At 71.0% G+C, this 25,846-nt stretch carries 21 protein-coding genes, 1 tRNA gene and 5 pseudogenes; 13 read left to right on the forward strand and 14 right to left on the reverse strand.

Annotated features, from left to right (window positions below; all coding sequences use genetic code 11):
- Nucleotides 1-253: 253 nt before the first annotated feature.
- Together OG432_RS04140 and OG432_RS04145 are read left to right on the forward strand one after the other, a co-directional pair.
- Nucleotides 254-2,185 carry a helix-turn-helix domain-containing protein gene (locus OG432_RS04140; RefSeq protein WP_328307810.1) on the forward strand — a complete coding sequence of 644 codons (1,932 nt, stop codon included), beginning with the start codon at nt 254-256 and terminating at the stop codon, nt 2,183-2,185.
- 151 nt (nt 2,186-2,336) lie between these two features.
- The gene (locus OG432_RS04145) at nt 2,337-3,065 is read left to right on the forward strand and encodes a hypothetical protein (protein ID WP_328307812.1); all 729 of its coding nucleotides are present in this window, start codon (nt 2,337-2,339) and stop codon (nt 3,063-3,065) included.
- A 90-nt stretch (nt 3,066-3,155) separates the two neighbouring features.
- Here OG432_RS04145 and OG432_RS04150 read toward each other — a convergent pair.
- Nucleotides 3,156-3,243: transfer RNA gene (locus tag OG432_RS04150), tRNA-Leu, on the reverse strand.
- 101 nt (nt 3,244-3,344) lie between these two features.
- Nucleotides 3,345-3,845 carry a hypothetical protein gene (locus OG432_RS04155; RefSeq protein WP_328307814.1) on the reverse strand — a complete coding sequence of 167 codons (501 nt, stop codon included), beginning with the start codon at nt 3,843-3,845 and terminating at the stop codon, nt 3,345-3,347.
- Between the two features lie 202 nt (nt 3,846-4,047).
- On the opposite strand from OG432_RS04155, the gene OG432_RS04160 reads away from it, so the two are divergent.
- Nucleotides 4,048-5,376: a DUF2254 domain-containing protein gene (locus tag OG432_RS04160; RefSeq protein ID WP_328307816.1), complete on the forward strand. Its 1,329-nt coding sequence runs from the start codon at nt 4,048-4,050 to the stop codon at nt 5,374-5,376.
- A 75-nt stretch (nt 5,377-5,451) separates the two neighbouring features.
- On the opposite strand, the pseudogene OG432_RS04165 reads toward OG432_RS04160, so the two are convergent.
- Nucleotides 5,452-5,964 (reverse strand): annotated as a pseudogene (locus tag OG432_RS04165) (aldehyde dehydrogenase family protein); the annotation flags it as partial.
- Between the two features lie 2 nt (nt 5,965-5,966).
- On the opposite strand from OG432_RS04165, the pseudogene OG432_RS04170 reads away from it, so the two are divergent.
- Nucleotides 5,967-6,333, forward strand: a pseudogene (locus OG432_RS04170) (MFS transporter); the annotation flags it as partial.
- A 60-nt stretch (nt 6,334-6,393) separates the two neighbouring features.
- On the opposite strand, the gene OG432_RS04175 reads toward OG432_RS04170, so the two are convergent.
- The 4 genes from OG432_RS04175 to eno form a co-directional block, all read right to left on the reverse strand.
- Nucleotides 6,394-7,074: a GntR family transcriptional regulator gene (locus OG432_RS04175; protein ID WP_328307818.1), complete on the reverse strand. Its 681-nt coding sequence runs from the start codon at nt 7,072-7,074 to the stop codon at nt 6,394-6,396.
- Between the two features lie 223 nt (nt 7,075-7,297).
- Nucleotides 7,298-7,762 (reverse strand): hemerythrin domain-containing protein, encoded by a 465-nt coding sequence (locus OG432_RS04180; protein ID WP_328307820.1) that lies wholly within the window; start codon nt 7,760-7,762, stop codon nt 7,298-7,300.
- 164 nt (nt 7,763-7,926) lie between these two features.
- Nucleotides 7,927-8,922, reverse strand: a complete 996-nt coding sequence (locus OG432_RS04185; protein WP_328307822.1) for a DUF4352 domain-containing protein — start codon at nt 8,920-8,922, stop codon at nt 7,927-7,929.
- A gap of 272 nt (nt 8,923-9,194) precedes the next feature.
- Nucleotides 9,195-10,502 (reverse strand): phosphopyruvate hydratase, encoded by a 1,308-nt coding sequence (gene eno / locus OG432_RS04190; RefSeq protein ID WP_328307824.1) that lies wholly within the window; start codon nt 10,500-10,502, stop codon nt 9,195-9,197.
- Nucleotides 10,503-10,725: 223 nt separating this feature from the next.
- On the opposite strand from eno, the gene OG432_RS04195 reads away from it, so the two are divergent.
- Nucleotides 10,726-11,163, forward strand: a complete 438-nt coding sequence (locus OG432_RS04195; RefSeq protein ID WP_328307826.1) for a MarR family winged helix-turn-helix transcriptional regulator — start codon at nt 10,726-10,728, stop codon at nt 11,161-11,163.
- Nucleotides 11,164-11,237: 74 nt separating this feature from the next.
- Entirely contained in the window at nt 11,238-11,588 is a 351-nt protein-coding gene (locus OG432_RS04200) for a hypothetical protein (protein WP_328307829.1), read from the forward strand.
- Nucleotides 11,589-11,664: 76 nt separating this feature from the next.
- Here OG432_RS04200 and OG432_RS04205 read toward each other — a convergent pair whose 3' ends face one another.
- Complete coding sequence (locus OG432_RS04205) at nt 11,665-11,985, reverse strand: hypothetical protein (RefSeq protein WP_328307831.1); 321 nt, start codon at nt 11,983-11,985, stop codon at nt 11,665-11,667.
- Between the two features lie 736 nt (nt 11,986-12,721).
- Between OG432_RS04205 and OG432_RS04210 the strand changes: the two genes are divergently transcribed.
- On the forward strand, nt 12,722-13,648 hold the full coding sequence (locus OG432_RS04210) for a DUF6891 domain-containing protein (protein ID WP_328307833.1): 927 nt from the start codon (nt 12,722-12,724) through the stop codon (nt 13,646-13,648).
- Between the two features lie 19 nt (nt 13,649-13,667).
- Here the strand turns inward: OG432_RS04210 and OG432_RS04215 are convergent, their stop codons facing one another.
- Entirely contained in the window at nt 13,668-14,606 is a 939-nt protein-coding gene (locus OG432_RS04215; protein ID WP_328314993.1) for a beta-ketoacyl-ACP synthase III, read from the reverse strand.
- 416 nt (nt 14,607-15,022) lie between these two features.
- Here OG432_RS04215 and OG432_RS04220 point away from each other — a divergent pair.
- The 3 genes and pseudogenes from OG432_RS04220 to fdhD all read left to right on the forward strand — a co-directional run.
- Nucleotides 15,023-15,729: pseudogene (locus tag OG432_RS04220) on the forward strand (2-dehydropantoate 2-reductase); the annotation flags it as partial.
- Nucleotides 15,710-15,976: pseudogene (locus OG432_RS04225) on the forward strand (hypothetical protein); the annotation flags it as partial. The pseudogenes OG432_RS04220 and OG432_RS04225, both read left to right, overlap by 20 nt.
- 12 nt (nt 15,977-15,988) lie before the next feature.
- Nucleotides 15,989-16,828, forward strand: coding sequence for a formate dehydrogenase accessory sulfurtransferase FdhD (gene fdhD / locus OG432_RS04230; protein ID WP_328307835.1), 840 nt, complete (start codon nt 15,989-15,991; stop codon nt 16,826-16,828).
- 158 nt (nt 16,829-16,986) lie between these two features.
- Here the strand turns inward: fdhD and OG432_RS04235 are convergent, their stop codons facing one another.
- The 3 genes and pseudogenes from OG432_RS04235 to OG432_RS04245 form a co-directional block, all read right to left on the reverse strand.
- Nucleotides 16,987-17,391 carry a (2Fe-2S) ferredoxin domain-containing protein gene (locus OG432_RS04235; RefSeq protein WP_328307837.1) on the reverse strand — a complete coding sequence of 135 codons (405 nt, stop codon included), beginning with the start codon at nt 17,389-17,391 and terminating at the stop codon, nt 16,987-16,989.
- 4 nt (nt 17,392-17,395) lie between these two features.
- Nucleotides 17,396-17,929 (reverse strand): isochorismatase family protein, encoded by a 534-nt coding sequence (locus OG432_RS04240; protein ID WP_328307839.1) that lies wholly within the window; start codon nt 17,927-17,929, stop codon nt 17,396-17,398.
- A 323-nt stretch (nt 17,930-18,252) separates the two neighbouring features.
- A pseudogene (locus OG432_RS04245) lies at nt 18,253-19,302 on the reverse strand (bile acid:sodium symporter family protein); the annotation flags it as partial.
- A gap of 244 nt (nt 19,303-19,546) precedes the next feature.
- Between OG432_RS04245 and OG432_RS04250 the strand changes: the two are divergent.
- Nucleotides 19,547-20,422 carry a LysR family transcriptional regulator gene (locus tag OG432_RS04250; protein WP_328307841.1) on the forward strand — a complete coding sequence of 292 codons (876 nt, stop codon included), beginning with the start codon at nt 19,547-19,549 and terminating at the stop codon, nt 20,420-20,422.
- A gap of 428 nt (nt 20,423-20,850) precedes the next feature.
- Entirely contained in the window at nt 20,851-22,650 is a 1,800-nt protein-coding gene (locus OG432_RS04255; RefSeq protein ID WP_328307843.1) for an AMP-dependent synthetase/ligase, read from the forward strand.
- 111 nt (nt 22,651-22,761) lie between these two features.
- Here OG432_RS04255 and OG432_RS04260 read toward each other — a convergent pair whose 3' ends face one another.
- Nucleotides 22,762-23,172, reverse strand: a complete 411-nt coding sequence (locus OG432_RS04260; RefSeq protein ID WP_328307845.1) for a RidA family protein — start codon at nt 23,170-23,172, stop codon at nt 22,762-22,764.
- Nucleotides 23,173-23,312: 140 nt separating this feature from the next.
- Nucleotides 23,313-24,389: a chitinase gene (locus OG432_RS04265; RefSeq protein WP_328307847.1), complete on the reverse strand. Its 1,077-nt coding sequence runs from the start codon at nt 24,387-24,389 to the stop codon at nt 23,313-23,315.
- A gap of 525 nt (nt 24,390-24,914) precedes the next feature.
- On the opposite strand from OG432_RS04265, the gene OG432_RS04270 reads away from it, so the two are divergent.
- The gene (locus tag OG432_RS04270; protein WP_328307849.1) at nt 24,915-25,751 is read left to right on the forward strand and encodes an aldo/keto reductase; all 837 of its coding nucleotides are present in this window, start codon (nt 24,915-24,917) and stop codon (nt 25,749-25,751) included.
- The last annotated feature ends 95 nt before the right edge of the window (nt 25,752-25,846 follow it).

The raw sequence follows: 25,846 nt of genomic DNA on the forward strand, positions 1-25,846 counted from the left end.
AGAACGACTACTTCAAGCCAACGCGCCCCATATTCATGGCAACGCGAGTTCGCCCTGTGCATGGTGGCCAGTGAATGTCGGAGACAGAACCGGATGAACGGCCGTTACGAACGGCACGCAGTCCGGGCAGCGGACGGCCGCATGAGCGGAACACCCGGATGGCGCCTCCAGCGGGTTTCCGACGTTCTCACGTGATGCACGGGGACGCGGCAATGTCGCCCACGCCGGAAGGCGAGCGGTGACGGGGGAAGAAATGTCAACTTTGGGATATCTGGAGCGACTTCCGGAACTCGCACTCGAATTCGCGGACGAGGCCAATCGCATCGCCCACCGCGACCGCGGTGTGGTCGGTGCGCAATTCGTCTCCTGCCTGACCGCCGAGGCGGGACTGGATGTCGCCGACTGCCTCGTCATCACCGAAGCGGCGGCTCTGGCCGCCCTCGCGCCGGCGCGCGCCGACAGGCTGCTCCGTTCCCTGGAGCGGCGGGGAGCGGCGGGTCTCGCCCTGGCCGTGCGCGGAGATCCGGCAGGCGGCATTCCGCCCGTGGTGCGGGGGGCCGCCCTGCGGCTCTCCTTGCCGCTGATGGCGACCCGGGCCCGCGCGGAGGTGTGGACGTGTGTCGATCGCGACCTTTCCCGTACGTGGCAGCGGCAAGCCACGCGGTACATGGAACGGATCGCACAATTCGTGGGGCACCTTCCGGACGGTTTCCACCGGCCGGATGTGCGTGAACACCTGGTGACCGGGCTGTCCAAGTCGATGGGCGCGTACGTACTCTTCGTCGATTCGACGGCCGGCGGGGTGCGTGCCGAATATCCGCTCGATGCCCCCGACGTCCATCGCTATACGGCTCATGACATCGCACTGAGCAGGGACACGTCCCGGAGTCCGCAATTCCGTAGCGGTCTGCACGTGGTGAGAGTGGCCGTGGGACAGGCGGTGGGACAGGCTGACGGCGGCTCGTTTCTGGTCATGGTCTCGGCCGCTCCTTTCGAGGCGGAAACGCTCGCACTGGCGGACCACACGGGCAAGTTGCTGGCCCTGGCACAGGACGTCGCGCATGTGCGGCGGCTGTCCGACAGCGCGCGGGGCGTCCGGCTCGGCGTCTTTCAGATGCTGATGGGCGGCCAGACCGTGCTGGCCCAGCGGGCGATGGAGGGCCTGAGTCCGGGCCTGTTGCAGGCGGAGCAGATCCGCGTCTACGTGATCTCCACGCCACCCGGGGCCCGGGAGGATCTGGTGGACGCCCTGGAGCCGGTCGCGGACGGCAGGGCGTTGCTGGTGCGCTGCCCGGCCCGGGGCGATCATGTCGTAGCGGTGGAGCCTCTGCGCCGCGCGGGCCGCGCCACCGACGGACCGTCGTGGGTCGGCCTGAGGCACGTCCTGACGGACGCGATCGCGGCTCGGCCCGGGTGCGCCATGGGCGGCAGTCGCCCCCATGGGCTGGCCGAGGTCTCGGACGCGTACAGCGAGGCGGCCCACGCGCTGGTGTCCGCACACCACACCTCCGGACGGGTCGGGATGTTCGACGGCTCCTCCCAGCTGGCGCCGCTGCTCGGCGAAGCGGCACATCGCTGGGCGGAACATGTGGTGGCTCCACTGCTGGGCCTGCCGTATGCGGTCCGGGACGAGCTGATCGGCACGATGCGGATCGCCCTCGAATTCCCGTACACGCAAACCGCCCGGATCCTCGGAGCGCACCGCAACACGGTCGCGTCCCGTGCGGCGCGCGTCGCGGAGGTGCTGGGCCGCGAGGGCAGGCCGCTCGATCTGAAGGACGTCCGCGTGCGCGCGGTCCTGCACCTCGCCCTGTCCTTGCTCAGGACGTGGAACCCGCGGAACGAGGCCGCCCCCGACCTGCCCTCGCTCCCCTCGATCCTCCGGAGCGCGCCGGCCCGCACCTGGGCCGAGGGCATGCTGCACCCGCTCCGCGACGCCTCACCGAGCCTGTCCCCCACCGTGCGTGCGTGGGTCCGGTGCAACCTGCACATCGACGACACGGCCGAGTCCGTCGGGGTCGGCGCCGCGACGGTACGCAAAAGGCTGCGGCGGACGGAGGCCCTCCTGCAGCGCGACCTCTGCACGGGGCTGGCCGGCGCCCACGCGCTGACGCTGGCTCTGGCCGTGACCACGGGCGAGCCCCGGCTGCCCGAGCTGCGCCCGGCGCCAACTGTGCACGCGTGACCCCCGGGGGCCCGCGGACTGTGCACCGGTGCAGTACCCGCGTGACCGGCACCCCACATAGCGTGAGAAGCCATGCACGTCGTGGAAACCATGGAGTCCACGACTGCCCTTTGCCGTCACCCCGTCATGCCCTTCCCGACACCCCTAGAGGATGGTTGTGCCCGCACTGCCCGTAGTCGCTGTCCTGGGATCGGCCCCGGTCGCCCACTTCGCCGCCCACGGACTCTCTTCCGTGGGCCTCGCGGCCCACACCTGGGCGCTGCCCGGCCGCTACTCGGCCCGCAGGGCGGCGGCCATGGCCGATTCGGTCCCCGACTGGTCGGCCCAACTCGCCCCGTGCGACACGATCCTGACCGCGTTCGACCACCCCAGCGTCCTCGAAGTGGTCATGCTGCAGCATCTGCTGCCCGCGGTACGGCGCGGTGCCCTGTGGATCCAGATCGGCCCCGTCACCGAATCGGGCGCCTGCGCCCTCACCGATCTGTCCCAGCGCATGGGCGTGGCCTGCGCGCAGGCTCCCCTGCGCTGGTCGCCCGACGGCATCGCGGCCTACGGCCCCCTCCCCTCTCTCGCCCGCACACCATGGCGAGCCCGCCAGCCCGACGCGAACCTCGTCTACGGTGCCGCGATAGCCGGCCTCGTCAGCAGCGGCTTCGGCGGCACCTTCACCGCGGCGGACCTCCCGCGCGCGACGGCCCACGACTTCGCCCTGTGGGACGCGGAGCTGCGCGGCACCATCACCTGGGCGCGGTCCGACGAGCCGGCTGCCGAGCGGCTCGCCGCGATGGAAGCGCGCACGCACTGCGAAGCCGTCATCGCCGCGCTCGTCCGCCGCGGCCTGGTGAGCCCCCCGACCTCACAGCAGGACGAGCACCCGTGAGCCACCGGCCGCCGGCCACGGGGTCGGCACCGTCCCGGACGGACCGTGGCCCCACAACGAAGAAAACCCCACATAATGTGGGGTTTTCGTTGGTGTCCGAGGGGGGACTTGAACCCCCACGCCCGATAAAGGGCACTAGCACCTCAAGCTAGCGCGTCTGCCATTCCGCCACCCGGACAAGGTGTTGTCGTTCGCGGCGTGTTCCCCGCGGCGACATAGAGAACTCTACCAGGGGTTTCAGGTGCTGTTCACCCGCATATTGCGTGGTCAGGCGAGCGCTCACCGCTTGTTGGCGGCGACCCAGTCCGCGTTCGCCTGCCAGGCGTACAGAGTGTGTCCTTCCAGGTACGCGTAGTACAGACCGCAGCGCGTGACGGGCCGCTGTGCGGCATGTCCGGGGAACCAGGAGGACTTGATGCCCGGCGGGTGCGCTGCCGGGGCAGGTGTGGTGGGCGCACATGTGGCCGGCAGGGACGACGTGGGGAGGGTGGCCTTGAGAAGGCGGTCGCCGCCGGTCGTCCGCATCGCGTATTCGACGTGCATCGCATCATCGGGGAGCCAGCGGGGCACGGAGGCGCGGTCGGCCTTCGCTTCCTTGCCCGACGTGTAGGACGCGGACTCGTCGTGGCGATTCTGGTACCAGTCCTTGGCGGCCGGTACGGCGACGACCGCGGCGAAGCCGATGGCCACCGCGATGGAAACGACGGCGAGGACGAGCGTCCTGGTCCTGGTCTTGGTCCTGGTCCTGGTCCTGGTGCGGTTGGCGGGCACGGCGGCCATGGGTCTGTCGCTCCTTGAGTGGCTTCGGGTGGGATGGCGTCAATGGGGCGTCGGCGCGGTCGGCGTGGGACGTCCGGCCCCTTCCATTCTTCGGGCCCGGATGTCCGCCCGCGTACGCCGTGAGGACCAATGTGTGTACGACTGTGGGACCACACGGCGGCGCGGCATCCTCAGGGGCGCGGCGCGGGCCTAGCCTCGCCGCGTGAGCAAGGGCAAGGGCAAGGGCAAGGGATACCGGCGGCCGAGAGCGCTCTCGCCGCTGCGGGAGCATCTGCGCGACACCTTCTGGTTCGCACCGACCGCGGCCATGGTGCTGGTCTTCGTTCTGTGGGCCGCCGCGAGCGAGGCCGACGCGGCGCTCGTCCGGCTGCTTCAGGACCACCAGGACTTCGACGACATCAGCGAACTGATCCGGATCGTGAACGACGCCAAGGGCGTGATCACCACGGTCAGCTCGGCGATGATGACCTTCATCGGTGTCGTGTTCAGCATTTCGCTGGTCGCGGTGCAGATGGCGAGCGGCCACTTCACGCCCCGGGTGGTCCGCATCTTCGTGCGGTCCCGCATCACCAAGCTGACGTTCGCCGTCTTCCTGGCCACGTTCACGCTGACCCTGCTCGTGCTCACCTCGCTCGACAGCGAGACCGACCCGCGGCTCGTGACGACCGTGCCGTTCGTGCAGAGCGTCCTGACGCTGCTGATGGTGGCGCTGAGCCTCTTCCTCTTCATCGCGTACGTGAACTCCACGCTGCGGCTCATGCGGGTGGGGCACGTCATCGACCGGATCACCGGCGAGGCACTGCGGGTCGTGGACAAGATGCCGCGCGGCGACGTCGACGGGCTCGCGCTCGGTGCCGAGATCGCCGGCGTCGGGTACCACGGGCGGGCCGGGGTGCTGCGGGATGTACACATCGCCCGGCTCGTGCGCGCGGCGCGGCGCCAGGACGTGGTGCTGCGCCTGCTGCCCCGTCTGGGCGACTTCGTCGTGCCGGGCACCCCGCTGCTTTCCGTGCACGGCCGTGACGGCGCTGCGACGCCGTCGTGGAGCGCACTGCGCTACACCGTGACGGTGGGGGTGGAGCGGACGTTCCACCAGGATCTGGGATTCGGTCTGCGTCAGCTTTCCGACATCGGCCTGAGAGCGCTCTCGGCCGCGGTCAACGACCCGACCACCGCCGTCCAGTGCCTCGACCGGATCGTCCAGGTGCTCACGGCGCTGGCGAACCGGCCGCTCGGAGCGGTGGGGCACCCGGACCGCAAGGGCACCGTCCGGCTCGTTCAGGACGTGCCGGCTTGGGCCGACCTCGTCGACCTGGCCTTCGCCGAGATGCGGCTGTGCGCCGTGGGGAGCCCGCAGGTCACCCGGCGCATCATGGCGGGGCTCGACGACCTCCTCCGGCTCGTCCCGCCGGAGCGACGCCCACCGCTGATCCGGCACCGCGAACTGCTCGTCCAAGCCGTGGCGCTCGCGGTTCCGGAGGCGGCCGAGCGCGCGTTCGCGCTGGAACCGGACCGGCAGGGCATCGGGTGACATCGCCGTGCCGTGCCGTGCCGGTCCGGGGTGGTGTGAGGGCGGGGCCAGGAGGTCGGTCAAGGGGGCGACGGATCAGGGGATCAGCTGGTACGCGGGGAAGTTGCCGGGGGCAGGCTCGCTCCGCGGGCCCTCGGTCACGGCGCGCACCAGGAGTTCACCGCCGACGAAGGCCCCGTGGCAGGAGCCGCCGAAACCGCCGAACAGTTCCCCGCGGTCGCCCCGCGAGCGGGCCCTGCCCCGGCCGACCTTGAACGCGCTTATCTGCGGGGCCAGTCGGTCGTAGTCCGCGGGTCGTCGGTCGACAGGGTGGCGATCAGCGCTCCGTTGGAGGCGTTCATCGCGGCGAGCAGCTCGGCCTCCGTGTCGACCAGGACGATCGTGTCGACCGGACCGAATGGTTCCGCGTGGAATAGCGGCTCGGACGGGGGCGGGTTGAGGGGAGTGACCGGGGGCAGAGAGGCGCCGGTGTCCTGGCCGGGCAGGAAGCGTCCGTCGGACAGGCTCGCGCGGTGCCAGCGGAACGGCGCCGCGATCGATGGCCTCGACCACCTGGTCGGCGAGTTCCCTGGCCTTCGCGGCGTTGATGCGGCCCGATCTGGGCGGGCCATCCGCACAGCGAATGGCTGTTCCTGTTCCTCGCGTTCCTGTCCGGCTACGGCGGCGGCGCGTTCTACCCGAGGTTCGCCACACCCACCCCGGACTACTTCGGCGAGAACTACAACGCCTCCAACTACGGCCTGGTCCACGGCGGCAACCTGGTGAGCGGCCTGTTCGGCGGCGGCCTCGGCTCGATGGTCGTCGACGCCTGTGGTTACGACGGTGCCTACGGCCTCGCGGGCGGCATCTCGATGGTGGCCGGCCGGCTGCCTCGCCCTCCTGCTGCGCCGGCCCGGACGGGTCCGGGTGCGGGACATCACGGCCAACCCCCAGCCCATCAGCCGGGAGGTGGTGTAGCTCCCCATGTGCTGTGCGGCCACCCCGGAGCCGAGCCGACCCGGGGTGGCTTCGTGCGGTTCAGGCCCGGTCGGAGCGCTCGTGGTACGTGGTGCGGGTGTGCTCGGTGTGGGCGCGCATGACATCGGTCGCCCGGCGCTCGTCCCGCGCCGAGATCGCGGAGATCAGTTCGCGGTGCTCGGTCCAGGACTGCTGGCCGCGTTGGCGCGCCACCGGCGTGTAGTACCAGCGCACCCGCCGGTCGACCTGCCCGGCCAGTTCGGCGAGCACCAGGTTGCCGGCGAGCTCCATGACCTTGGCGTGGAAAGCGGCGTTGGTCGCCACCGCGAGATCCACGTCGTCGTCCGCGACCGCCTGCTCTCCCCGGTCGCACAGCTTCTCCAGGGCGGCGATCCCCGCCGTCCCGGAATGGGCGGCCGCGAGCCGCGCCGCCTCGGCCTCCAGGAGCGTACGCACCGAGAGCAGCTGGTCGGCCTCTTCCTCGGTCGGCTCGTGCACGAACGCGCCCTGGGCGGGACGCAGGTCCACCCAGCCCTCGGTGTCGAGCCGCTGGAGCGCCTCGCGCACCGGCTGCCTCGACACTCCGAGGTGCCCGGCGAGTTCGCTCTCCACCAGATGCTGCCCCGGGCACAGGGCCCGTGTGGTGATGAGCTCCAGAAGTGCCTCGTACACCCGCTCACGCAGGGGCCCCGGCCGTTCCAGCTTGGGCACGGTCCCCTGCGGCAGTCCTGCGGACACCATCGCTTCCCCCTCTGTGCCGACGCGTTCCTGGCCCGTGATGGAGATTGGTTATTGTCTACAGTCTACCGAGCGCACCGCCCGGAGAGCGCCCCGTTCCGGTGGGGCACGGGAGGCACGGGCGGCACGGACCGCTGGTGCGGTGTTCGGTCACCGCCCCGGTTACTGCCCCCAGTTACCGCACTCGGTCACCGCTCTTATCACCGGCCTCGGTCACCGGCCTCAGTCACCGGCCGGGGTGACCGGGATGAGCCTCTCGCCACGCGGCGAACGAGCGGTCCCATTCGTCGCCCGACAGGGCCGTCAGGGAAGCCGGGAACAGGCCGTCCTCCTCGCGGCCGATGTGATGGTGGAGTTCCGTCACCATCCGGTCGAACTCCGCGCGCCCCTCGGCCGTTTCCAGATCGAGGGCCGGCAGCCGGGCGCTGTGGTCCCGGTGCTCGCCCACCAGGACGTCGATGTACTGCGCGTATTCGGGGTCCTCGCGCATCACGGCGAACAGCCCGTTCTCCTCGCCGCGCCAGTGGGATTCCAGCTCTCGCGCCATGAAGGCGACGAGTTCCTTCGCCCGCGCCGTACGGCCCTCGGCGAGCGCGCGCCGAGCGTCGCCCGCCGCATCCGTGACGCGTTCGTGCTCGGCGATGAATTCCTTGATGAGGGGGATGTCGCGGCACCCGCAGTAGTGACACATGGAGCCATGGGTACGGCATGTGTCGCCCCCACACATGGAGACACCGCCCATGACACGGACGTCTTTCGTGTGCCAGGGCTCTCGTGTGCCAGAGCCCTATCGCCTGGCCGGGCGAACCCGCTGCACTCGGGGCCCTTGCCCGCCCGGCCGGGCGGCACCTCGGCCTACTCTCCGACCGGTCCGCCCCATTCGGCGTGGTCGTAGAGAATGCCGGGGTGGACCTCCACCTGGAGCCGTGCGGCGGCGTCGGGGGACACGGGGTAGGAGTACTGGGCGGTGGCCCGTTCACCCGGGGCGAGCGACCCCCCGAACGGCGTGTAGCCGGCCTTGCTGTAGAACAGCGCGTTCACCTCGTTGCCGGCGGCGTCCTTCACGTGGGGCTGGGCGAAGTCGAGGTTGAGCGAGTCGTCGGAGTCGTTGACGATCGTGAGGTCGAGGTGGAACGTCCGGTCGCCCTTGTGCAGTCCGGGCGGAACGTAGGATCCCGTGAGCGTGAACTCGCTGGGCCTGAGGACCGTGACGGTCACCCCGTCCTCGTACGTGTGGCTCTCCCCGAACTTCACCGACGCGGGGTTGCGCAGCTCCGTGCCGAGCGGCTCATCCTCCAGAGGGTCCTCGGGCTCGTCGGGGATCGAGGTGACCGAGGAGGTGCCGCTATCGATGTCGTCGACCTTGTCCACGGCCGACCGGATCATGGCCCCGGTGATGATCAGCCCCACGACGGCGAGCAGGAGGGACGCGCCGCCCAGGATGGTTCCGCCGAGCGCCGAACTCTTGTTGGTGGCCAGCCCCTTGCGGACATTGCTCAGGCCCACCAGGCCGAATATGACGGCGAGGATGCCGAGGATCCAGGCGATCCAGAACAGGAAGGGCAGGAAGGCGACGACGGTGCTGATGGAGCCGAGGGCCATGGCCGTCGTGCCGAGACCGTTGCTCGGCAGGGGCGGTGCCGGCGTCCACGGCGGCGTCCCCCACTGATCCGCGTGGGGCGGGACCGGATGACCGGGCGGCGTCCCCCACTGCGGCTGCGGCCCCGAATCGGACTGCGGCGCGGTGTCGGGCTCAGGAGCAGTGCCGGACTGCGGTCCCGCATGCGGCTCGGGCGGCGACTGCGGTCCCGAATGCGGCTGCGGACCAGGGGGATCAACGGGCGCTGTCATGCGAAATTCCTTCTGCGGTGCGATAGGCGCACCACACTAACAGCGGTCTTTACACGGCCTTTACCAAGGGTCCACCCTGCGCCCACCGGTCAACCGCCCGCCGGCCCCGCACCACAACCACACCTGTGCCGCCGGTTCGCCCGGCGGACCCCCGGGGGCGCGGGGCCGGGGCGCGGGGCCGGGGCGCGGGGCCGGGGCGCGGGGCCGGGGCGCGGGGATGCCGGCCCGCGACGGACCTCGCAAGCACCCCCGCACCCCCGGCCGCCCCGCTCTCACTCCACACGCGCGGCGGACGCACCACCACACCCGTACACGGCACTGTCCCCCAACTCCTCCTCGATCCTCATGAGTTGGTTGTACTTGGCCGTGCGGTCCGACCGGGACAAGGAACCGGTCTTGATCTGCCCGCATCCCGTGGCGACGGCCAGATCCGCGATGGTCGTGTCCTCGGTCTCGCCGGACCGGTGGGACATGACCGCCGCCCAGCCGGCCCGCCGTGCGGCTCCCACCGTCCCCAGCGCCTCGGTCAGCGTCCCGATCTGGTTGACCTTGACCAGGACCGCGTTGCCCACTCCCGTACGGATGCCTTCCCGCACCAGCGCCTCGTTGGTGCAGAACACGTCGTCCCCGGTCAGCTGGCAGCGGTCACCGACCCGTGACGTCAGCTCGCGCCACCCCTCCAGGTCGTCCTCGGCCATCGGGTCCTCCACCGAGACGATCGGGTATGCGTCGATCAACCGGGCGAGGTAGTCCACCTGTTCGGCGGTGGTGCGCCGCACCCCCTCCCCCACGTATACGTACACGCCGTCCCGGTAGAACTCCGACGACGCCGGATCCATGACGAGGCCGACGTCCGCGCCCGGCCGGTATCCCGTCCGCTCGATGGCGGCCATGACGAAGTCGAGCGCCTCCTCGGCCGTACGCAGGGCGGGCGCGAAGCCGCCCTCGTCACCGACGCCCGTGGAGTGGCCCGCGGCCAGCAGATCGCGGCGCAGCGTGTGGAAGACCTCGGAGCCCATGCGGACGGCCTCCGCGAAGGTCCGCGCGCCCACGGGCGAGATCATGAACTCCTGGAAGTCCAGCGGGTTGTCGGCGTGTGCGCCGCCGTTGACGATGTTCATCATCGGCACCGGGAGGACGCGGGCGTCGGCCCCGCCGAGGTAGCGGTACAGCGGCTGCCGGTGCGAGAGCGCGGCGGCCTTCGCCGCGGCGAGGGAGACCCCGAGCAGGGCGTTGGCGCCGAGCCGCGCCTTGGTGGCGGTGCCGTCGAGCGCGACGAGCGCCGCGTCGAGACCGGCCTGATCGTCGGCGTCGCGTCCGGCGACGGCGTCCGCGATCTCGCCCTGCACGTGGGCCACGGCGCGGTCGACCCCCTTGCCGTGCCAGCGCCGGGCGTCCTCGTCGCGCAGTTCCACGGCCTCGCGGGCGCCGGTGGAGGCGCCGGAGGGTACGGCGGCGCGGCCCAGAGATCCGTCGGCGAGGACGACGTCGACCTCGACGGTCGGGTTGCCACGGCTGTCCAGGACGGTGCGGGCGGTGAGACCTTCGATGGCAGTCGGCTCAACTATGCGGGTGGGCATGGGAGTTCCTTCCCGTTGTCACCTGCCGGACCCTGGCTGCGACGACGCTGGCGCTCGGCCCGACACGAAGAAACTCTACAGCACGGCTGTTCAGTACAGCTGTGCAGTTCTGCTGTTCAGTGCAGCTGAGCAGCGGCTCTGTGCAGTTGTTCTGTGCAGAGCAGCTGTTCAGCCGTGCTGTTCAGTGCCGCTGCGCAACGGCGTTCCCGAGGTAAAGTGCCCCATGCCCGCCCCGCAAGCCGCCACCGTCGCCGCCGAACTGCGTACCGCGATGGGCAAGCTCACCCGACGCGTCAAGCACGAGGACCGGATCCCGCACGGACAGGTCGCCGTGCTCGGCGTCCTCGACCGCGACGGCGCCATGACCACCAGCGACCTCGCGGCAGATCAGCGCGTACGCCCGCAGTCAATGGCCCGCGCCGTCGGCATCCTCCTCGACCAGGGCCTGGTCACGCGCAGGGCCCACCCCACGGACGGCCGCAAGTCCCTGCTGGAACTGTCCGACGCCGGGCGGAGCGCCCTGGAAGCGGAGCGCGGCCGCAGGGCCGGATGGCTGACCCTGGCCATCGAGTCCGAACTCAGCCGGGAGGAAAGGGAGTTGCTCGCGCGGAGCGCGGCCCTGATGGAGCGGCTTGCCGCACGGCAGGGCCTGGGCGGGTAGCCATCACCCGCATCGGCGGCCCCGACGGGCCGGTAACCAGGAACCGGCGCCGCGGGCTGATCGTCCTACGGGACATGCCCACCGCTCTCGTTCTCGGAATCGACCCGCACACCGTTCCCGGCATGGACGGGGACGCCGTCCGCGCGGCCCTGGACAGCGAACTCGGCCGCTTCGCCGCCCACGGCATCGACGCGTCCATGACGCTGATCGCGCTGGACGGGACGGCCGAGTCCACGGTGGTCACCGCGCTGGCCGCACGCGCCTGGGACGTCGTCGTGATCGGCGGCGGCATCCGCAAGCCCGAAGCCCTGCTCACGTTCTTCGAACTGATCGTGAACCTGGTCCGCCTGCACGCGCCCGGCGCCGCGATCGCGTTCAACACCGGCGGCGGCGACAGCGTGGAGGCGGCGGAGCGCCGGCTCTGAGCGCGGCTTGGGCACACCGCGGGCGCCGCCCGCGTTCGAGCGCCCGCCCCCGCCGGGCTTCGGCGTCTAGGGCGCCTCAAGCGCGGGCGGCGCCCGCGTAGAACTCGGCGAGTGTGTAGAACGCCTCCTTCGGCTCCCAGGGCATGCCGGGGCAGGCGCGCGCGGTACCCGCGGCCGACTCCGCCGGATCGAGCATCTTCACGATGCCGTACGAGCCGAGGTCGAGGTCGGTGCGCGGGTCGGCCCGGTGCGGCAGCTCGAAGCCGGCGAAACTGAACCAGAACGTGGTGTCGATGCCCTCCTCCTCGAACAGCGGAAGGAGGTCGCGCATGTACCGGACCTGCTCCCCTTCGTCGCGTACGGTGCCGGGCGCGACGAGCCCGTCGGTCCCGATCACGGTCCACCCGCCGGCCCCCAGGCCGGAGGCCCCGCGATAGGCGCAGCAGCCTGTCGGTGACCGCGACCGGCTTACCGTGGGCCAGGTGGCGGCGGATCTGATCGCGGTAGTAGGCGGCGTTGCGGCTGTTGCGGTAGGCGTCCACCCCCACGATGTCGAACGGCGTCCAGTCGACGAGCTCGATGGGAACGGACGCGTACGAGATCCGCCCGCCGAACCGCGGCCGGACCGCTTCGGCCACCTCCCTCAGAAACGCGTTGACCTTCCCGGGGAGCTCCTTGAGCGCGGCCGCGCGCTCCGCCGGCGCCGCACGCAGGGTGTGCATCCGGTCGTTGAAGGTCTCTCCGGGGAGATAGCCGCGCGCGAACATACTGATCTCGCACCCGCTGACCAGCACGACCTCGGCGCCGGTCCGGCGCAGCGCCTCGGCCCGCTCGGCACAGTCGACGAAGTAGGGCAGCATCTCCTCGTTCGTCATTTCGCAGGGGAACGGTGAGAACCACACGTCGAGGCCGGCCGCGGCGGCGTTCGCGGCCGCCGCGCTCAGCCGGTCGGGGTCGCCGCCCGTGATCCGCACCGCGCTGCAGCCGCCGTCTCCCGGCCCGGCTTCCCGCGCCGCACCACGCCGTATCGGAAGGGGAGTCGGCACCCCGGGTGCGGCCCTGTGCCGCCGTGCACGGGGCGCGCCTTCGCGACGCCCCGTGGATTGTCAGTGGCCTGTGCGAGAGTGAACGGCATGCTTGCGATCGCAGTGGATACGGAGATGGGGCGCCGGCACAGCCGGGTCACCGCCGAGGCGCTGGCCGGGCTTGTCCGCCGCATCGGAGGCGCGGACGACAGATTCCTGGTGGTGCAGCGGATACCCGACCTGCCCGACGTGTTCCTCCAGGTGTGGCACGAGGCAGGCGGCGATTACACCCTGGAGTACCGGGACGGCGCGGCCGACCGGCACTTCAGGACGGTCCTTGCCACGGCGGAGCCGGTGATAACGGCCATGACCGGCTGGGCCCGCGCGACGCCCGACTGGAACGCCGGCCCGGACTGGGAACGGCTGGACTTCGAAGCTCCCGCCCCCGTCCCCCCGCTGGAACTCGGCGCGGAGGACCGCGGCCTGCTCGAGACGCGGCTGCGCGAGGTGCTCGTGGCGGGGTACGCGACCCGGGCGGAGCTGGCCGAACTGGCCGAGGACTATCTGGTCTCGGGCGACGTACGGCCCGTCTCGCGCGAGCAGGCACGGGAGTTGGCGGACCGCATGTGGCTGGAGCGCGTGGCGGAGCAGGCGGGGTGGGACGAGGAGGGCGAGGAGAGCGACCCGGAGCGGCTGTCCCGCGCGTTCGCCGACCTGGAGTCGGCCGGTCTCACCGCCCGCGAGCACTTCACTTGTTGTCACACCTGCGGCCAGGCGGAGATCGGCGGGGCGGGATCGCCGGATGCCCGCGGCTTCGTCTACTTCCACTCCCAGTCGACCGACGCGGCCGCCGCCGGGCACGGTCTCAAGCTGATGTACGGGGGGTTCGACGGTTCGGAGCGGACCACCGCGTCGGTGGGCCGGGAGGCGGTGGCCGCCCTGGAGCGGTGCGGTCTTTCGGTGCGGTGGGACGGCGACCCGGGGCAGACCATCGAGGTCACTCCGCTGAACTGGCGCAAACGCCTGGCGGGTTGAGGGCAAGCCGCCCGGCCCGTCACGGGCAGCGTACGACCTGCCCCGCGTACGAGAGGTTGCCTCCGAAGCCGAAGAGCAGGACGGGGTCGCCGGTGCTGATCTCGCCGCGCTCGACGAGTTTGGACAGCGCCATCGGGATGCTCGCCGCCGAGGTGTTCCCGGACTCGACGACATCGCGGGCGACCACGGCGTTGACGGCGCCGATCTTGCGTGCGACGGGTTCGATGATGCGCAGGTTCGCCTGGTGCAGCACGACCGCCGCGAGGTCCTCGGGGGTGAGCCCGGCGCGCTCGCAGACCTGACGGGCGATGGGCGGCAGCTGGGTGGTGGCCCAGCGATAGACGGACTGGCCCTCCTGCGCGAACACCGGCGGACTCCCCTCGATGCGTACCGCGTGTCCCATCTCCGGGACCGAGCCCCACAGCACCGGCCCGATCAGTTGCTCCTCGCTCGCCTCGACCACCACGGCGCCGGCGCCGTCCCCGACCAGAACGCAGGTGCTGCGGTCCGACCAGTCGGTCACCGCCGTCATCTTGTCCGCGCCGATGACCAGGGCGCGCCGCGCGGTCCCGGTGCGCACCAGGCTGTCGGCGGTGGCGAGCGCGTGGGTGAATCCGGCGCATACGACATTGAGGTCCATCACGGCGGGCGAGCCCATGCCGAGCCGGGCGGCCACGCGGGCGGCCGTGTTGGGAGAGCGGTCGATCGCCGTGGAGGTGGCGACCAGGACGAGGTCGATGTCGGCGGGGCTCAGCCCGGCCGCGGCCAGCGCCTTCGCTCCGGCGTGCGCGGCCAGCTCGTCCACGGGTTCGTCGGCGCCGGCGACATGGCGGGTGCGGATGCCGACGCGGCTGCTGATCCATGCGTCGCTCGTGTCGACCAGCTCGGCGAGGTCGTCATTGGTGAGCACCTTGGCGGGCTGATAGTGCCCGACCGCGACAACGCGTGAGCCTCGCATGCCGGTCATGGCGGATCCCCTCGATACGACTCGATACGAGCAGTGAGTGCTGACGTCCGGAGCCATCCAGTCTTCGTGGCTACTGATCGGTACAGGGGCGCGAGACCCAACAGGATTCACTGCCGCACCTTTGGAGCCTTGTGTCAGCGTTTCGCCCCTGCGAAGGCGCGTCCGGCATCTTGAGGCCTCCAGAACGCATACTGTAGACAATATTCTGTCGACGGCCGGCCGCCGGCACGAGCCCTCCCACCGCACGTCGGTCACGCGCACCCACGCACACGCACCCACCCACGCACACGCACGCATCCACACTCGCGAGCCCGTCGACGGCCGTCATCGCTGACGGCCCCCTTCATCGAACGGTCCCGCCACGGACCCCCGCCACCGAACGGTCCCTCCACCGAACGGAGAGCCCGGTGAAAGTCGCAGCTGTCGGCGCCGGTGCCATCGGCGCACATGTCGGGGCCGCGCTCCACCGCGCGGGCGCCGAGGTCCACCTCATCGCCCGCGCGCCGCACCTGGCGGCCATGCGCCGCGACGGGGTGCGGGTCATCAGCCCGCGCGGCGACTTCACCGCACGGCCCGCCGCCACCGACGACCCCCACGAGGTCGGCCCGGCCGACGACATCCCGCTCGGCCTGAAAGCCAACTCCTCTGCGGCGGCAGGCCCGTTGGTGCGCCCGTCGCTGCACGCGAACACCGCCGTCATCGCTGCCCAGAACGGCATTCCGTGGTGGTACTTCCACGGGCTGCCCGGCCCGCGCACCGGGCGCCGGGTCGAAAGCGTCGACCCGGGCGGCGCCGTCGACGCGGCACTGCCACCCTCCCGCGCCATCGGCTGCGTCGTGTACGAGGCCACCGAGGTCGGATCCCCGGGCGTCGTACGCCACGTGGAGGGCACCCGCTTCTCCATCGGCGAGCCCGACCTCACCGTCTCGCGGCGCTGCCTCACCTTCAGCGAGGCCGTGCGGGCCGGCGGCCTGAAGTGCCCCGTCGAACCGGACCTGCGCAACGACATCTGGATCAGACTTCTCGGCACCATCTCCTTCAACCCGATCAGCGCCCGGCCCGCGCGACCATGACGCAGATCTGCCGCCACCAGGACACCCGCGCGCTCGTCGAAATCGATGATGCGCTTCGAGCTGCGGGCGGCGGGCGCCTGGGGCGCGGAGGCGCAGTCGCGGACGACGACGGTGTGGGCGCACTGCGGCGTCGGCTGCAACCTCACCCTCCATGTGCAGGACAATGAGATCGTCAAGGTCACTTCGCCGCACGACAATCCGGTGACCCACGGCAACCTGTGCATCAAGGGACGCTTCGGCTTCCAGCACGTGCAGACACGAGACCGGTCCGAGCGACCGAGCGACTGAGGGACTGAGGACATGGGACGGGTCACCGAACGCCGCCGCGTCATCCGCATCCGGGACGGGGCGGTCTCGATCCGCCCGGACACCCTGGTCGCCGAGGAGCCCCTGGAGATCCGGCTGGGCGGGAAGCCCCTCGCGATCACGATGCGCACACCGGGCGACGACTTCGCTCTCGCGGCCGGGTTCCTGGTCAGCGAGGGGGTGCTCGGTGCCGCGTCCGAGCTCCAGTCGATCGTGTACTGCGCGGGTGCGACCGCCGACGGCCACAACACCTACAACGTGGTCGACGTGCGCCTCGCGCCGGGCGTCGTGGTGCCCGACATCACACTCGAACGCAATGTGTACACGACGTCGTCGTGCGGGCTGTGCGGCAAGGCAAGCCTCGACGCCGTGCGCACGCAGGCCCGCTTCCCCATCCACGACGCTCCCCCGGTCCGGGTCGAGCCCGAACTGCTCGCGAGCCTGCCCGACCGGCTGCGCGCGGCGCAGCGGGTCTTCGACAGGACCGGGGGTCTGCACGCGGCGGCGCTGTTCTCGCCCGAGGGCGAACTGCTCGACATACGCGAGGACGTGGGCCGGCACAACGCGGTCGACAAGCTCGTCGGACGCGCTCTCCAGGACGACCGGCTGCCGCTGTCCCGCTGCATCCTGCTGGTGTCGGGGCGGGCCTCGTTCGAGCTCGCGCAGAAGGCGGTCATGGCGGGCATCCCGGTCCTCGCGGCGGTCTCCGCGCCGTCGTCGCTCGCCGTCGACCTGGCCGTCGAGTCGGGGCTGACTCTGGTGGGATTCCTGCGCGGCAGCTCCATGAACGTGTACGCGGGCGACGAGCGCATCGCCCTGCGCTCCGAGGTCTGACCCCGCAGCGCCCGAGCGGCCCGGCCGGCGGGGAGCGCCCCCTGCGCCGGCCGGGTCTTCCACCCCGCGCCGCCCGTACCGTACGGGGGCGGCGCCTCGCTCCCGCAGGGCCTCCGAGCTCCCTTCGACGGCTCAGCGGCGAAGCTCCCGCCGACGGCTCAGCGGGCCCGCCTGCGTGCCTCGGCCGGGGCCGGGATCATCTGGAGGGCCAGCGTGGGCGAGGGTTCGGCCACGCCCGGTCCGCCCTGTTCGGCCCACGCCAGGATGTCGTCCGTCGCGAAGTCGTCGAGGACCCAGCCGACCCAGGCGGCGCGTGCCCCGCGCTGGCGGGCCCGGCCCGAGGGCTGGACCACGATGACGTTGGCCTGGCCGCAGGGGCCGAGGCAGTCGGTGGTCCGGACGGCGATCCGCCCCTCGGACCGGGCGGCCGCCGCCCGCAGCCGGTCGAGCTGGCGGGCATGGTCGGTGCCGGGGGTCTTGCGGGCGTCGCCGCAGCAGCAGCCGCGGCACACGACGAGGGTGCAGGGGCGTGAAGCGGCCGCGGTTATCGTGAACTTGGGCATGCGGTCAGCCGAATCGGAGGGCCGAGGCGGTGACGACCGTCCCGAGGCGGGGAAAGTTGAGAGCGATCGCGGCCCGGTGCTCGTCCTGGGTCAACGCCGCCATGGCGTCCTCCACGAACAGCAGCTCGTAGCCGTGGTCGGCGGCGGCGCGGGCGGTCGACTCGACGCCGAGGTTGGTGGCGATGCCGCCGAACACGAGGGTGTCGATGCCGCGTTCGCGAAGCAGCTCGTGCAGACCGGTCCGGTGGAAGCCGCCGAGGGTGCGCTTCACGACGACCGGGTCGCCGTCGGCCGCGAGGCCCGCGACGATGTCGCTGCCCGGCGGTTGCGCGGCCACGCCGGGCCGTTCGACCCGTATGAGGACGACGGTGGCGCCCGCGGCACGGAAGGATTCCGCCAACTCGCCTGCGGTGGCGAGGACTTGGTCGCCGGAGCGCGGGGCGAGCGGGAGCGCCGTGATGCGGTCCATCAGATCGACGAGGACGAGCGCGGTGCGCGCGGGGTCCAGGGTGGCGGGCTCGCCTTCGAGTGCGGTCATGGCGGCACCGTACCGGCCCCGATGATCTCCGCCTTGAGCCGGGGACCTGTTCAGGCCACGGATGCGCCGGGCGACGGGGTCGGCGCCGGGCCTGCGGGCTTCTGAGCCATGTCGCCGCGGCCCAGGTTGCCAGCAGCCATGTTGCCGCGGCCCATGTCGCCGGCAGCCATGTATGCAGGGGCCATGTCGCCGGCAGCCACGTCTCCAGCGGCCGTGTCGTCACGACCCACGTCTCCAGCGGCCGTGTCCCCTGCGGCCATGTCGTCACGACCCATGTCACCAGCGGCCGTGTCCCCTGCGGCCATGTCGTCACGGCCCACGTCTCCAGCGGCCGTGTCCCCTGCGGCCATGTCGTCACGACCCATGTCACCAGCGGCCGGGGTGGGATCCTGCGGCGGCAGCGGGTCGCGGGCGCGGCGCTTGGCGATCACGGCGCACACCATCAACTGCATCTGGTGGAACAGCATCAGCGGCAGTACCGCAAGGGAGGCCTGGGCACCGAACAGCACGCTGGCCATGGGCAGTCCGGCGGCCAGGCTCTTCTTGGACCCGGCGAACTGGATCGCGATCCGGTCGCCCCGGTCGAAGCCGAGCCGCTTGGCTCCGTACCAGGTCGCCGCGAGCATCGCCGCCAGCAGCACGGCCTCGACCACGAGCAGCGCGGCGAGCCTGCCGACGCCGACCTGGTGCCAGATGCCACGCGCCATGCCCTCGCTGAACGCGCTGTAGACCACCAGGAGGATCGAGCCGCGGTCCACGTACCCGAGCACCTTCTTGTTCCTGACGAGGAACCCGCCGACCCAGCGCCGCAGGAACTGCCCGGCAAGGAACGGCACCAGGAGTTGCAGCACGATCTTGACCAGCGAGTCCGCCGAGAGCGCTCCCCCACCGCTGCCGAGGAGCCCCGCCGCGAGCAGCGGGGTGAACACGATCCCGGCGATGCTGGAGAAGGAGCCCGCACAGATCGCGGCCGGCACGTTGCCCCGGGCGATCGAGGTGAACGCGATCGACGACTGGATCGTCGAGGGCACCAGGCACAGGAAGAGCAGGCCGTTGTAGAGGTCCGGCGTCAACACGGTGGGTACGAGGCCCTTCGCCGCGAGGCCCAGCAGCGGAAACGCCACGAACGTGCAGGCGAGCACGGTGACATGGAGCCGCCAGTGGCGCAGCCCGTCCAGCGCCTCGCGGGTCGAGAGCCGTGCCCCGTACAGGAAGAAGAGGAGTGCGACCGCCCCGGTCGAGGCGCCGCTCGCGGCGGTCGCGGCCGGTCCGGACGCGGGGAGCAGCGCGGCGAGTCCCACCGTGCCGAGCAGCGCCAGGATGTAGGGGTCGACCGGCAACCAGGACGGAAGCTTCGGGGTGCGGCGGCTCATGTGCTCCACTTACATGTTCGGGCGGTACGGGTGTGGCGCGGTGACGCGGCTCGGTGGGGCAGCGCGGTGGCGCGGCGCCAGTGGATTGCGAGCACGGCGCTCCCGGGTCTTCCAGGTCTTCCGGGTCTTCCGCTCGGCCGCGATCGCGACCTCCCGATGGTCCTCCCCCGGCGCGTGATCGGGAATCCCGTACACCACACTCACTGTCATCACGATCCACGATGACCGGGCTACCGTGGACGTCATGTACGACGCGAACCAGCTGCGGACGTTCCTGGCCGTCGCGCAGACGCTGAACTTCACGCAGGCCGCTCGGCGCCTCGGGCTGCGCCAGTCGACCGTGAGCCAGCACGTACGCCGCCTGGAGGACGCGGCGGGGCGGCTGCTGTTCAGCCGGGACACCCATCGTGTGCGGCTGACGGAGGACGGCGAGGCGATGCTCGGCTTCGCCCGGACGATCCTGGCCGCCCACGAGCGGGCCGCCACCTACTTCACCGGGACGCGGCTGCGCGGCCGCCTGAGGTTCGGCGCCTCCGAGGACTTCGTCCTGACGCGCCTGCCGGAGATCCTCCAGTCCTTCCGCCGCGACCATCCCGAGGTCGATCTGGAGCTCACGGTCGAGCTGTCCGGGACCCTGCACCGGCGCCTGGAGGCGGGCCGCCTCGACCTGGTGCTCGCCAAGCGGCGGCCCGGCGACAGTCACGGCGAACTCGTCTGGACGGACGAGCTGTGCTGGATCGGGGCGCCCGACCTGCGTCTCGACGCCGAACGTCCCATTCCGTTGATCCTTTTCCCGCCGCCCGGCATCACCCGGGCCAGGGCGCTCGAAGTCCTGGAGGACCACGGCCGTTCCTGGCGTATCGCCTGTACGAGCGGGAGCCTGAGCGGCCTGATCGCGGCGGCCAGCGCAGGACTCGGCGTGATGGCCCACACCAGGGGCCTGATCCCGCCCGGCCTGGCTCCGCTCCCGGCGCGGTGCGGGCTGCCGGAGCTGGGCGGAGTGGATTTCGTTCTGCTCCACAACCGGCGGGGCTCGGCGGCGCAGGAGGCGGCGGGCGCCCTGGCTTCGGCGATCCTCGCCGGCGGCGACCGCCTGCACCGGGGCCACCGATCCGGCTGAACGAACCGGCCGAACGCCGGGCGACCGGCCGAGCGGACTGGCTGAAGACAGACGGTCCACCCCGGCCGGTGCGCCGCCGGGCCGCCCCCTCCCGCCGCACGCCGCCACCCTGCCCCGTTGGGCTGCGACAACGGAGCGTGGCCCCGGGAAAACAGGGCGCAGCCGTGGGGCGAGGGTGACAGGAGCGTACAGATTCCGTGGAGATTGCCTTACGGAGAACCTACCTTTGAGTCAGCTGAGCGCCCGAGGGGTCCACATGTGGGCCTGTTTCCGCCGCTGACCTGTGAAGACGCCGTACGTCTCGACGTGCAGGAGACCCCTGTCACGGGAACAGTCCGTGGGGTACGGTCACCGCGCTGTGCGGAGCGCCACCGGGAGTGGCCACCCCGGAGGGAGGCAGGTCATTGCGCGAGTTCACGGTCCCACCCATGGCGACGGCGCCTCAGGTCGGCGGGCTTGCGGACGCCGTCTTCGACCACGCCCTCGACGATCCTCACCGCGTCGCGCTGTGCCGCAAGGACGATTCGGGCCAGTGGCGGGACGTGACGGCCGCCGCGTTCAGGGACGAGGTGTTCGCGCTCGCCAAAGGGCTGATCGCGGACGGCGTGCGGTTCGGCGACCGGGTCGCCATCATGGCGCGCACGCGGTACGAGTGGACGCTCTTCGACTTCGCGCTGTGGAGCATCGGCGCGCAGCCGGTGCCGATCTATCCCACGTCCTCCGCCGAGCAGGTCTTCTGGATGCTGCACGACTCGGAGGCGACCGCGTGCGTGGTGGAGCACGAGGACCACTCGATGACGATCGGCTCGGTCGTCGACCGGCTCCCCCACCTCAAGCGCCTGTGGCAGCTGGACACGGGAGCGCTCTCGGAGCTCCTCGGAGCGGGTGAGTCCATCGACGACGAGGTGGTCGAGCGGCACCGCAAGGCCGTGACTCCCGATTCGGTGGCGACCGTCATCTACACCTCGGGGACCACGGGCCGCCCCAAGGGGTGTGTCATCACCCATGCCAACTTCATGTTCGAGACGGACATGCTGATCTCGCGCTGGGAGCCGGTCTTCCACTCCCGGCCCGGCGACGAGGCGTCCACGCTGCTGTTCCTTCCGCTGGCCCACGTCTTCGGACGGATGGTGGAGATCGCGGCGATCCGGGGACGGGTGAAACTGGGCCACCAGCCGGCCCTCGCCGCCTCCGCCCTGCTGCCCGACCTCCAGTCGTTCCGGCCGACGTTCATCCTCGCGGTTCCCTACATCTTCGAGAAGGTGTTCAACGCGGCCCGCCGCAGAGCCGAGGCCGACGGGAAGACCGGGCCGTTCGACAAGTCCGTCGACATCGCGGTCAAGTACGCGGAGGCCGTGGAGCAGAAGGCCTTCGGCCTCGGCCCCGGCCCCTCGGCCGCGCTGCGGATGCAGCACCAGTTCTTCGAGAAGACGGTGTACGGGAAGGTCCGCGACGCGATGGGCGGCCGGGTGCGCCACGCCATGTCGGGCGGCTCCAGCATGGGCCGCCGGCTCGGCCTGTTCTTCGAGGGCGCCGGCGTCACCGTGTACGAGGGGTACGGCCTGACCGAGTCGACCGCCGCCGCCACCGCCAACCCCCCGGAGCGGACCCGCTACGGCACGGTCGGACAGCCCATCCCCGGGACCACGGTGCACATCGCCGACGACGGTGAGGTGTGGATCCACGGCGGGCAGATCTTCTCCGGCTACCTCAACGAGCCGAAGGCCACCGAGGCGGTGCTCAGGGACGGCTGGCTTTCGACGGGGGACATCGGGGCGCTCGACGACGACGGCTACCTCACGATCACCGGGCGCAAGAAGGAGATCCTGGTGACCTCGGGGGGCAAGAGCGTCTCGCCGGTCGCCCTGGAGGAACGGGTGCGGGCCCACCCCCTGGTCGCCCAGTGCATCGTGGTCGGTGACAACCGGCCCTACATCGCGGCGCTGGTCACCCTCGACCAGGAGGGCGTGGACCACTGGCTCGCCATGCGCGGCAAGGCCCCGCTCACCCCGTCGGAACTGGTGCGCGACCCGGATCTGGAGACCGAGGTGCGCCGGGCCGTGGTCGCCGCCAACGTCCTGGTCTCGCAGGCGGAGTCGATCCGCACCTTCCGCATACTGGCCCACCAGTTCACGGAGGAGCAGGGGCTCCTGACCCCGTCCCTGAAACTCAAGCGCCGGGCGATCGAGAAGGCGTACGAGAACGAGGTGGACGCGCTGTACCGCTGAGACCGCTCTCAGTATTCTCGACGGAAGCCGCCCCGCTGGAATGGCGGGCTCGTGCGAGAGCGCTTTCACCGTCCTCGCGTCCTCGGCGAACGCCCCCCCTGAAAGCAGGGCTCACGCATCGAGCACGGCGGCGACCGCCTCGATCTCCACGAGTTGGTCGCGGTAGCCCAGCACCGTGACACCCATCAATGTGTTGGGGACGTCGTGGTCACCGAAGACGTCCCGGACCACTTCCCAGGCGGCCACCAGATCCTCGCGCCGCGACGATGCGACGAGGACCCGGGCACTGATGACGTCCCGCAAGCCGGCTCCTGCGGCGGCGAGAGCGCTCTCCATGTTCTCCAGGGCCTTCGCCGCCTGGCCCGCGTAGTCGCCGACCGCGGCCGTCGAGCCGTCGTGGTTCAACGGGCAGGCGCCGGCCAGGAAGATCAGACGTGACGCGGCGGGAGCCGTCGCCGCATACGCGTACTCGGCGACGTCGGACAGCGAGGCGGAACGGATCAAGGTGATCGCACGAGCCATGGTCGTGGAGTCCTTTCGGGGCCGGGCGGAGAGCGTGACCATCCTGCTCCCGCCCGTCTCGCTCCGCCTCTCCTTTTCCCGGGGCTTCAGGGGCGAGAACCGCCCCCTCGACCCGCGTACCGCTCATCCCGCGTTCGTACTCAACCCGCGTACTGTGCAACGATTTTGGTGAAGGCGTACGGGGCCTGACCGACGCCGCTGCACGAAGCGCTCGCGTCGCCGCCCGAGGTGCACTGCCGGTCGCGGTTGACCGCCCAGAAGGTGAAGCGCGCCAGGTGATGCTGCCGGGCGTAGCCGAGGACGGTCTGGAAGTCGCCCGTAGTGATGGTCTCGTCGGACTCGTCGGTCTTGCCGTCCATGGAGGAGACGCCGATGTGCCGGTAGGCGGCGTCGTCGCTGTACCCATAGGCGCCCTTCACGGCGGTCTCCAGACCTTCGAGAGCGCTCTCGGTGACCGAGCCCATGGACCCGCTGTGACCGCCGAAGTCGAACGGCATGATCGTCCAGCCGTCGTTCGCCAGCCCGGCGGCGGCCCCCTTCTTGATGAGGTCCTTGCCGTTGGCGTCGGGACCGGTCGGGGTCGTCCCCATCGTCACGTAGGTGACGAGCCCGGGGTTGTCGGTCTTGACGATCTTCAGCGCGCTCACCACCCGCTGCCGCACGGTGGCATTGGAGAACTCGGTGTCCTCGATGTCGATGTCGAGCGCCTTCAGGTGGTACGCACTGATCACCTTCTGGTACGCGCCGGCGAGCGCGGAGGCACTGGAACACTTCTCACCCAGCTTGTTTCCGCTCCAGCCGCCGACCGACACCACCACGTCTCCCCCGGCGCCGCGGATGGACTTGATCGCGCTCTCGTCGGAGCCTCCGGTCAGGGCCCGCGAGCCGTCCCACTTCGGATTGCACCCGCCGTCGGAGAGGACGAAGGCCAAGGTGAACCACTTGACGCCCGTCGCGGCCATCACATCGGTGGGCTTCTGGGGGTCGCCCCAGCCGAGGTACTCGTACGGGGCGGCGGCCATCGACCCGGACGCGGCAGGTGCGGCGGGGGCGGCGGGGGCGGCGGGGGCGGCGGGGGCGGCGGGAACAGGGGATCCGGCCGCCGCCGGCGTACCGGCCGCACTGGCCTGAGGAATCGAAACGACGACGGGCAGGAGCAGACAGCCGAGGCCCGTGAGGGAAACGGCGAGACGGCGCGGGGATACGACTGCGCGCATGGGGATCCTTCCGTGGGGGGTGTGGGGCGTGGGGGGGCTGTGGGGTGTGGGGGCGTTGAGTGTGGGGGCTGGTGAGCAAGGGGTTAGGAAAGTTTCCTAACCCCCTGGATTGCAATGCCTGGCGCGCTTGATGTCAATGAGTCGGGCGAGCCCAAATCGCTTGCGCCGTACGGGAGTTGAGAGGCTTCCAGCAAGAACGGGTGTCACGACGCGCGGGGAGCGATGAACGAGCGCGATTGACCGCGGGCAAGGCCGGCCGACGACCCGGAAGTGGGTTCACGTACATGACCTTCGTTCAGCCACCTGCAATAGAGTTCCGTCTCGGCGGGTCCCGGTCAATGGTCCGGACCGAGCAGATCCCGAAGAGAGGGAAGCCGAGAGCGGGAGGCCGTACGGAACGCGTGGCGAACGTGAGCTGAACCGCAGGTCAGGAGCACGATCTGCCCGGCCGCGCCGGGAATGCGTCGTGGCCTTCGTTCGTTGACGATGGGAGTACCAACCGACGACGCAAAGGATCGACCGCTCGTGAGCAAGGTCCCCTCCATCACCCTCAACAACGGCGTCGAGATGCCGCAGCTCGGTTTCGGTGTCTGGCAGGTGCCGGACGACGAGGCCGCCAAGGCGGTCGCGACGGCGATCGAGTCCGGGTACCGAAGCATCGACACCGCCGCGATCTACGAGAACGAGCGCGGCACCGGCAAGGCCGTCGCCGCCTCGGGGGTCGCCCGCGAAGACCTCTTCGTCACGACGAAGCTGTGGAATTCCGAGCAGGGCTACGACTCGACCCTGCGGGCCTTCGACGCCTCGCTCGACAAGCTCGGCCTCGACTACGTCGACCTGTACCTGATCCACTGGCCCGTGCCGGCCAAGGACGCGTACGTCGACACGTACAAGGCGTTCGAGAAGATCCAGGCGGACGGCCGCGCCAGGGCGATCGGCGTGTCCAACTTCCAGCCCGTTCACCTTGAGCGACTGCTGGGCGAGACCTCGGTGGTCCCGGCCGTCAACCAGATCGAGTTGCACCCGCAGCTGGCCCAGGCGGAGTCCCGCGCGCTCCACGCCAAGCACTCCATCGCGACCGAGGCCTGGTCGCCGCTCGGCCAGGGCCGGGGGCTGCTGGACGTGCCGACCGTGGTCGCGATCGCGCAGAAGCACGGCCGCACGGCCGCGCAGGTGGTGCTTCGCTGGCACCTCCAGATCGGCAACGTCGTGATCCCGAAGTCCGTGACGCCGTCGCGGATCAAGGAGAACATCGACGTCTTCGGCTTCGAGCTCGACGCGGACGACGTGGCCGCGCTGGCCGCCCTGGACGAGGGCAAGCGCCTGGGGCCGAACCCGGCAGAGTTCAACCTGGGCGCCTGATCAGACGCGTCTGATCACGCTCAAGTCTTGATCGCCGAGTGACGGAGAGGGTGCCGCCAACCGAGATTGGCGGCACCCTCTCCGTCGGTTTCGGG

Source organism: Streptomyces sp. NBC_00442, assembly GCF_036014195.1.
GTDB lineage: Bacteria > Actinomycetota > Actinomycetes > Streptomycetales > Streptomycetaceae > Streptomyces.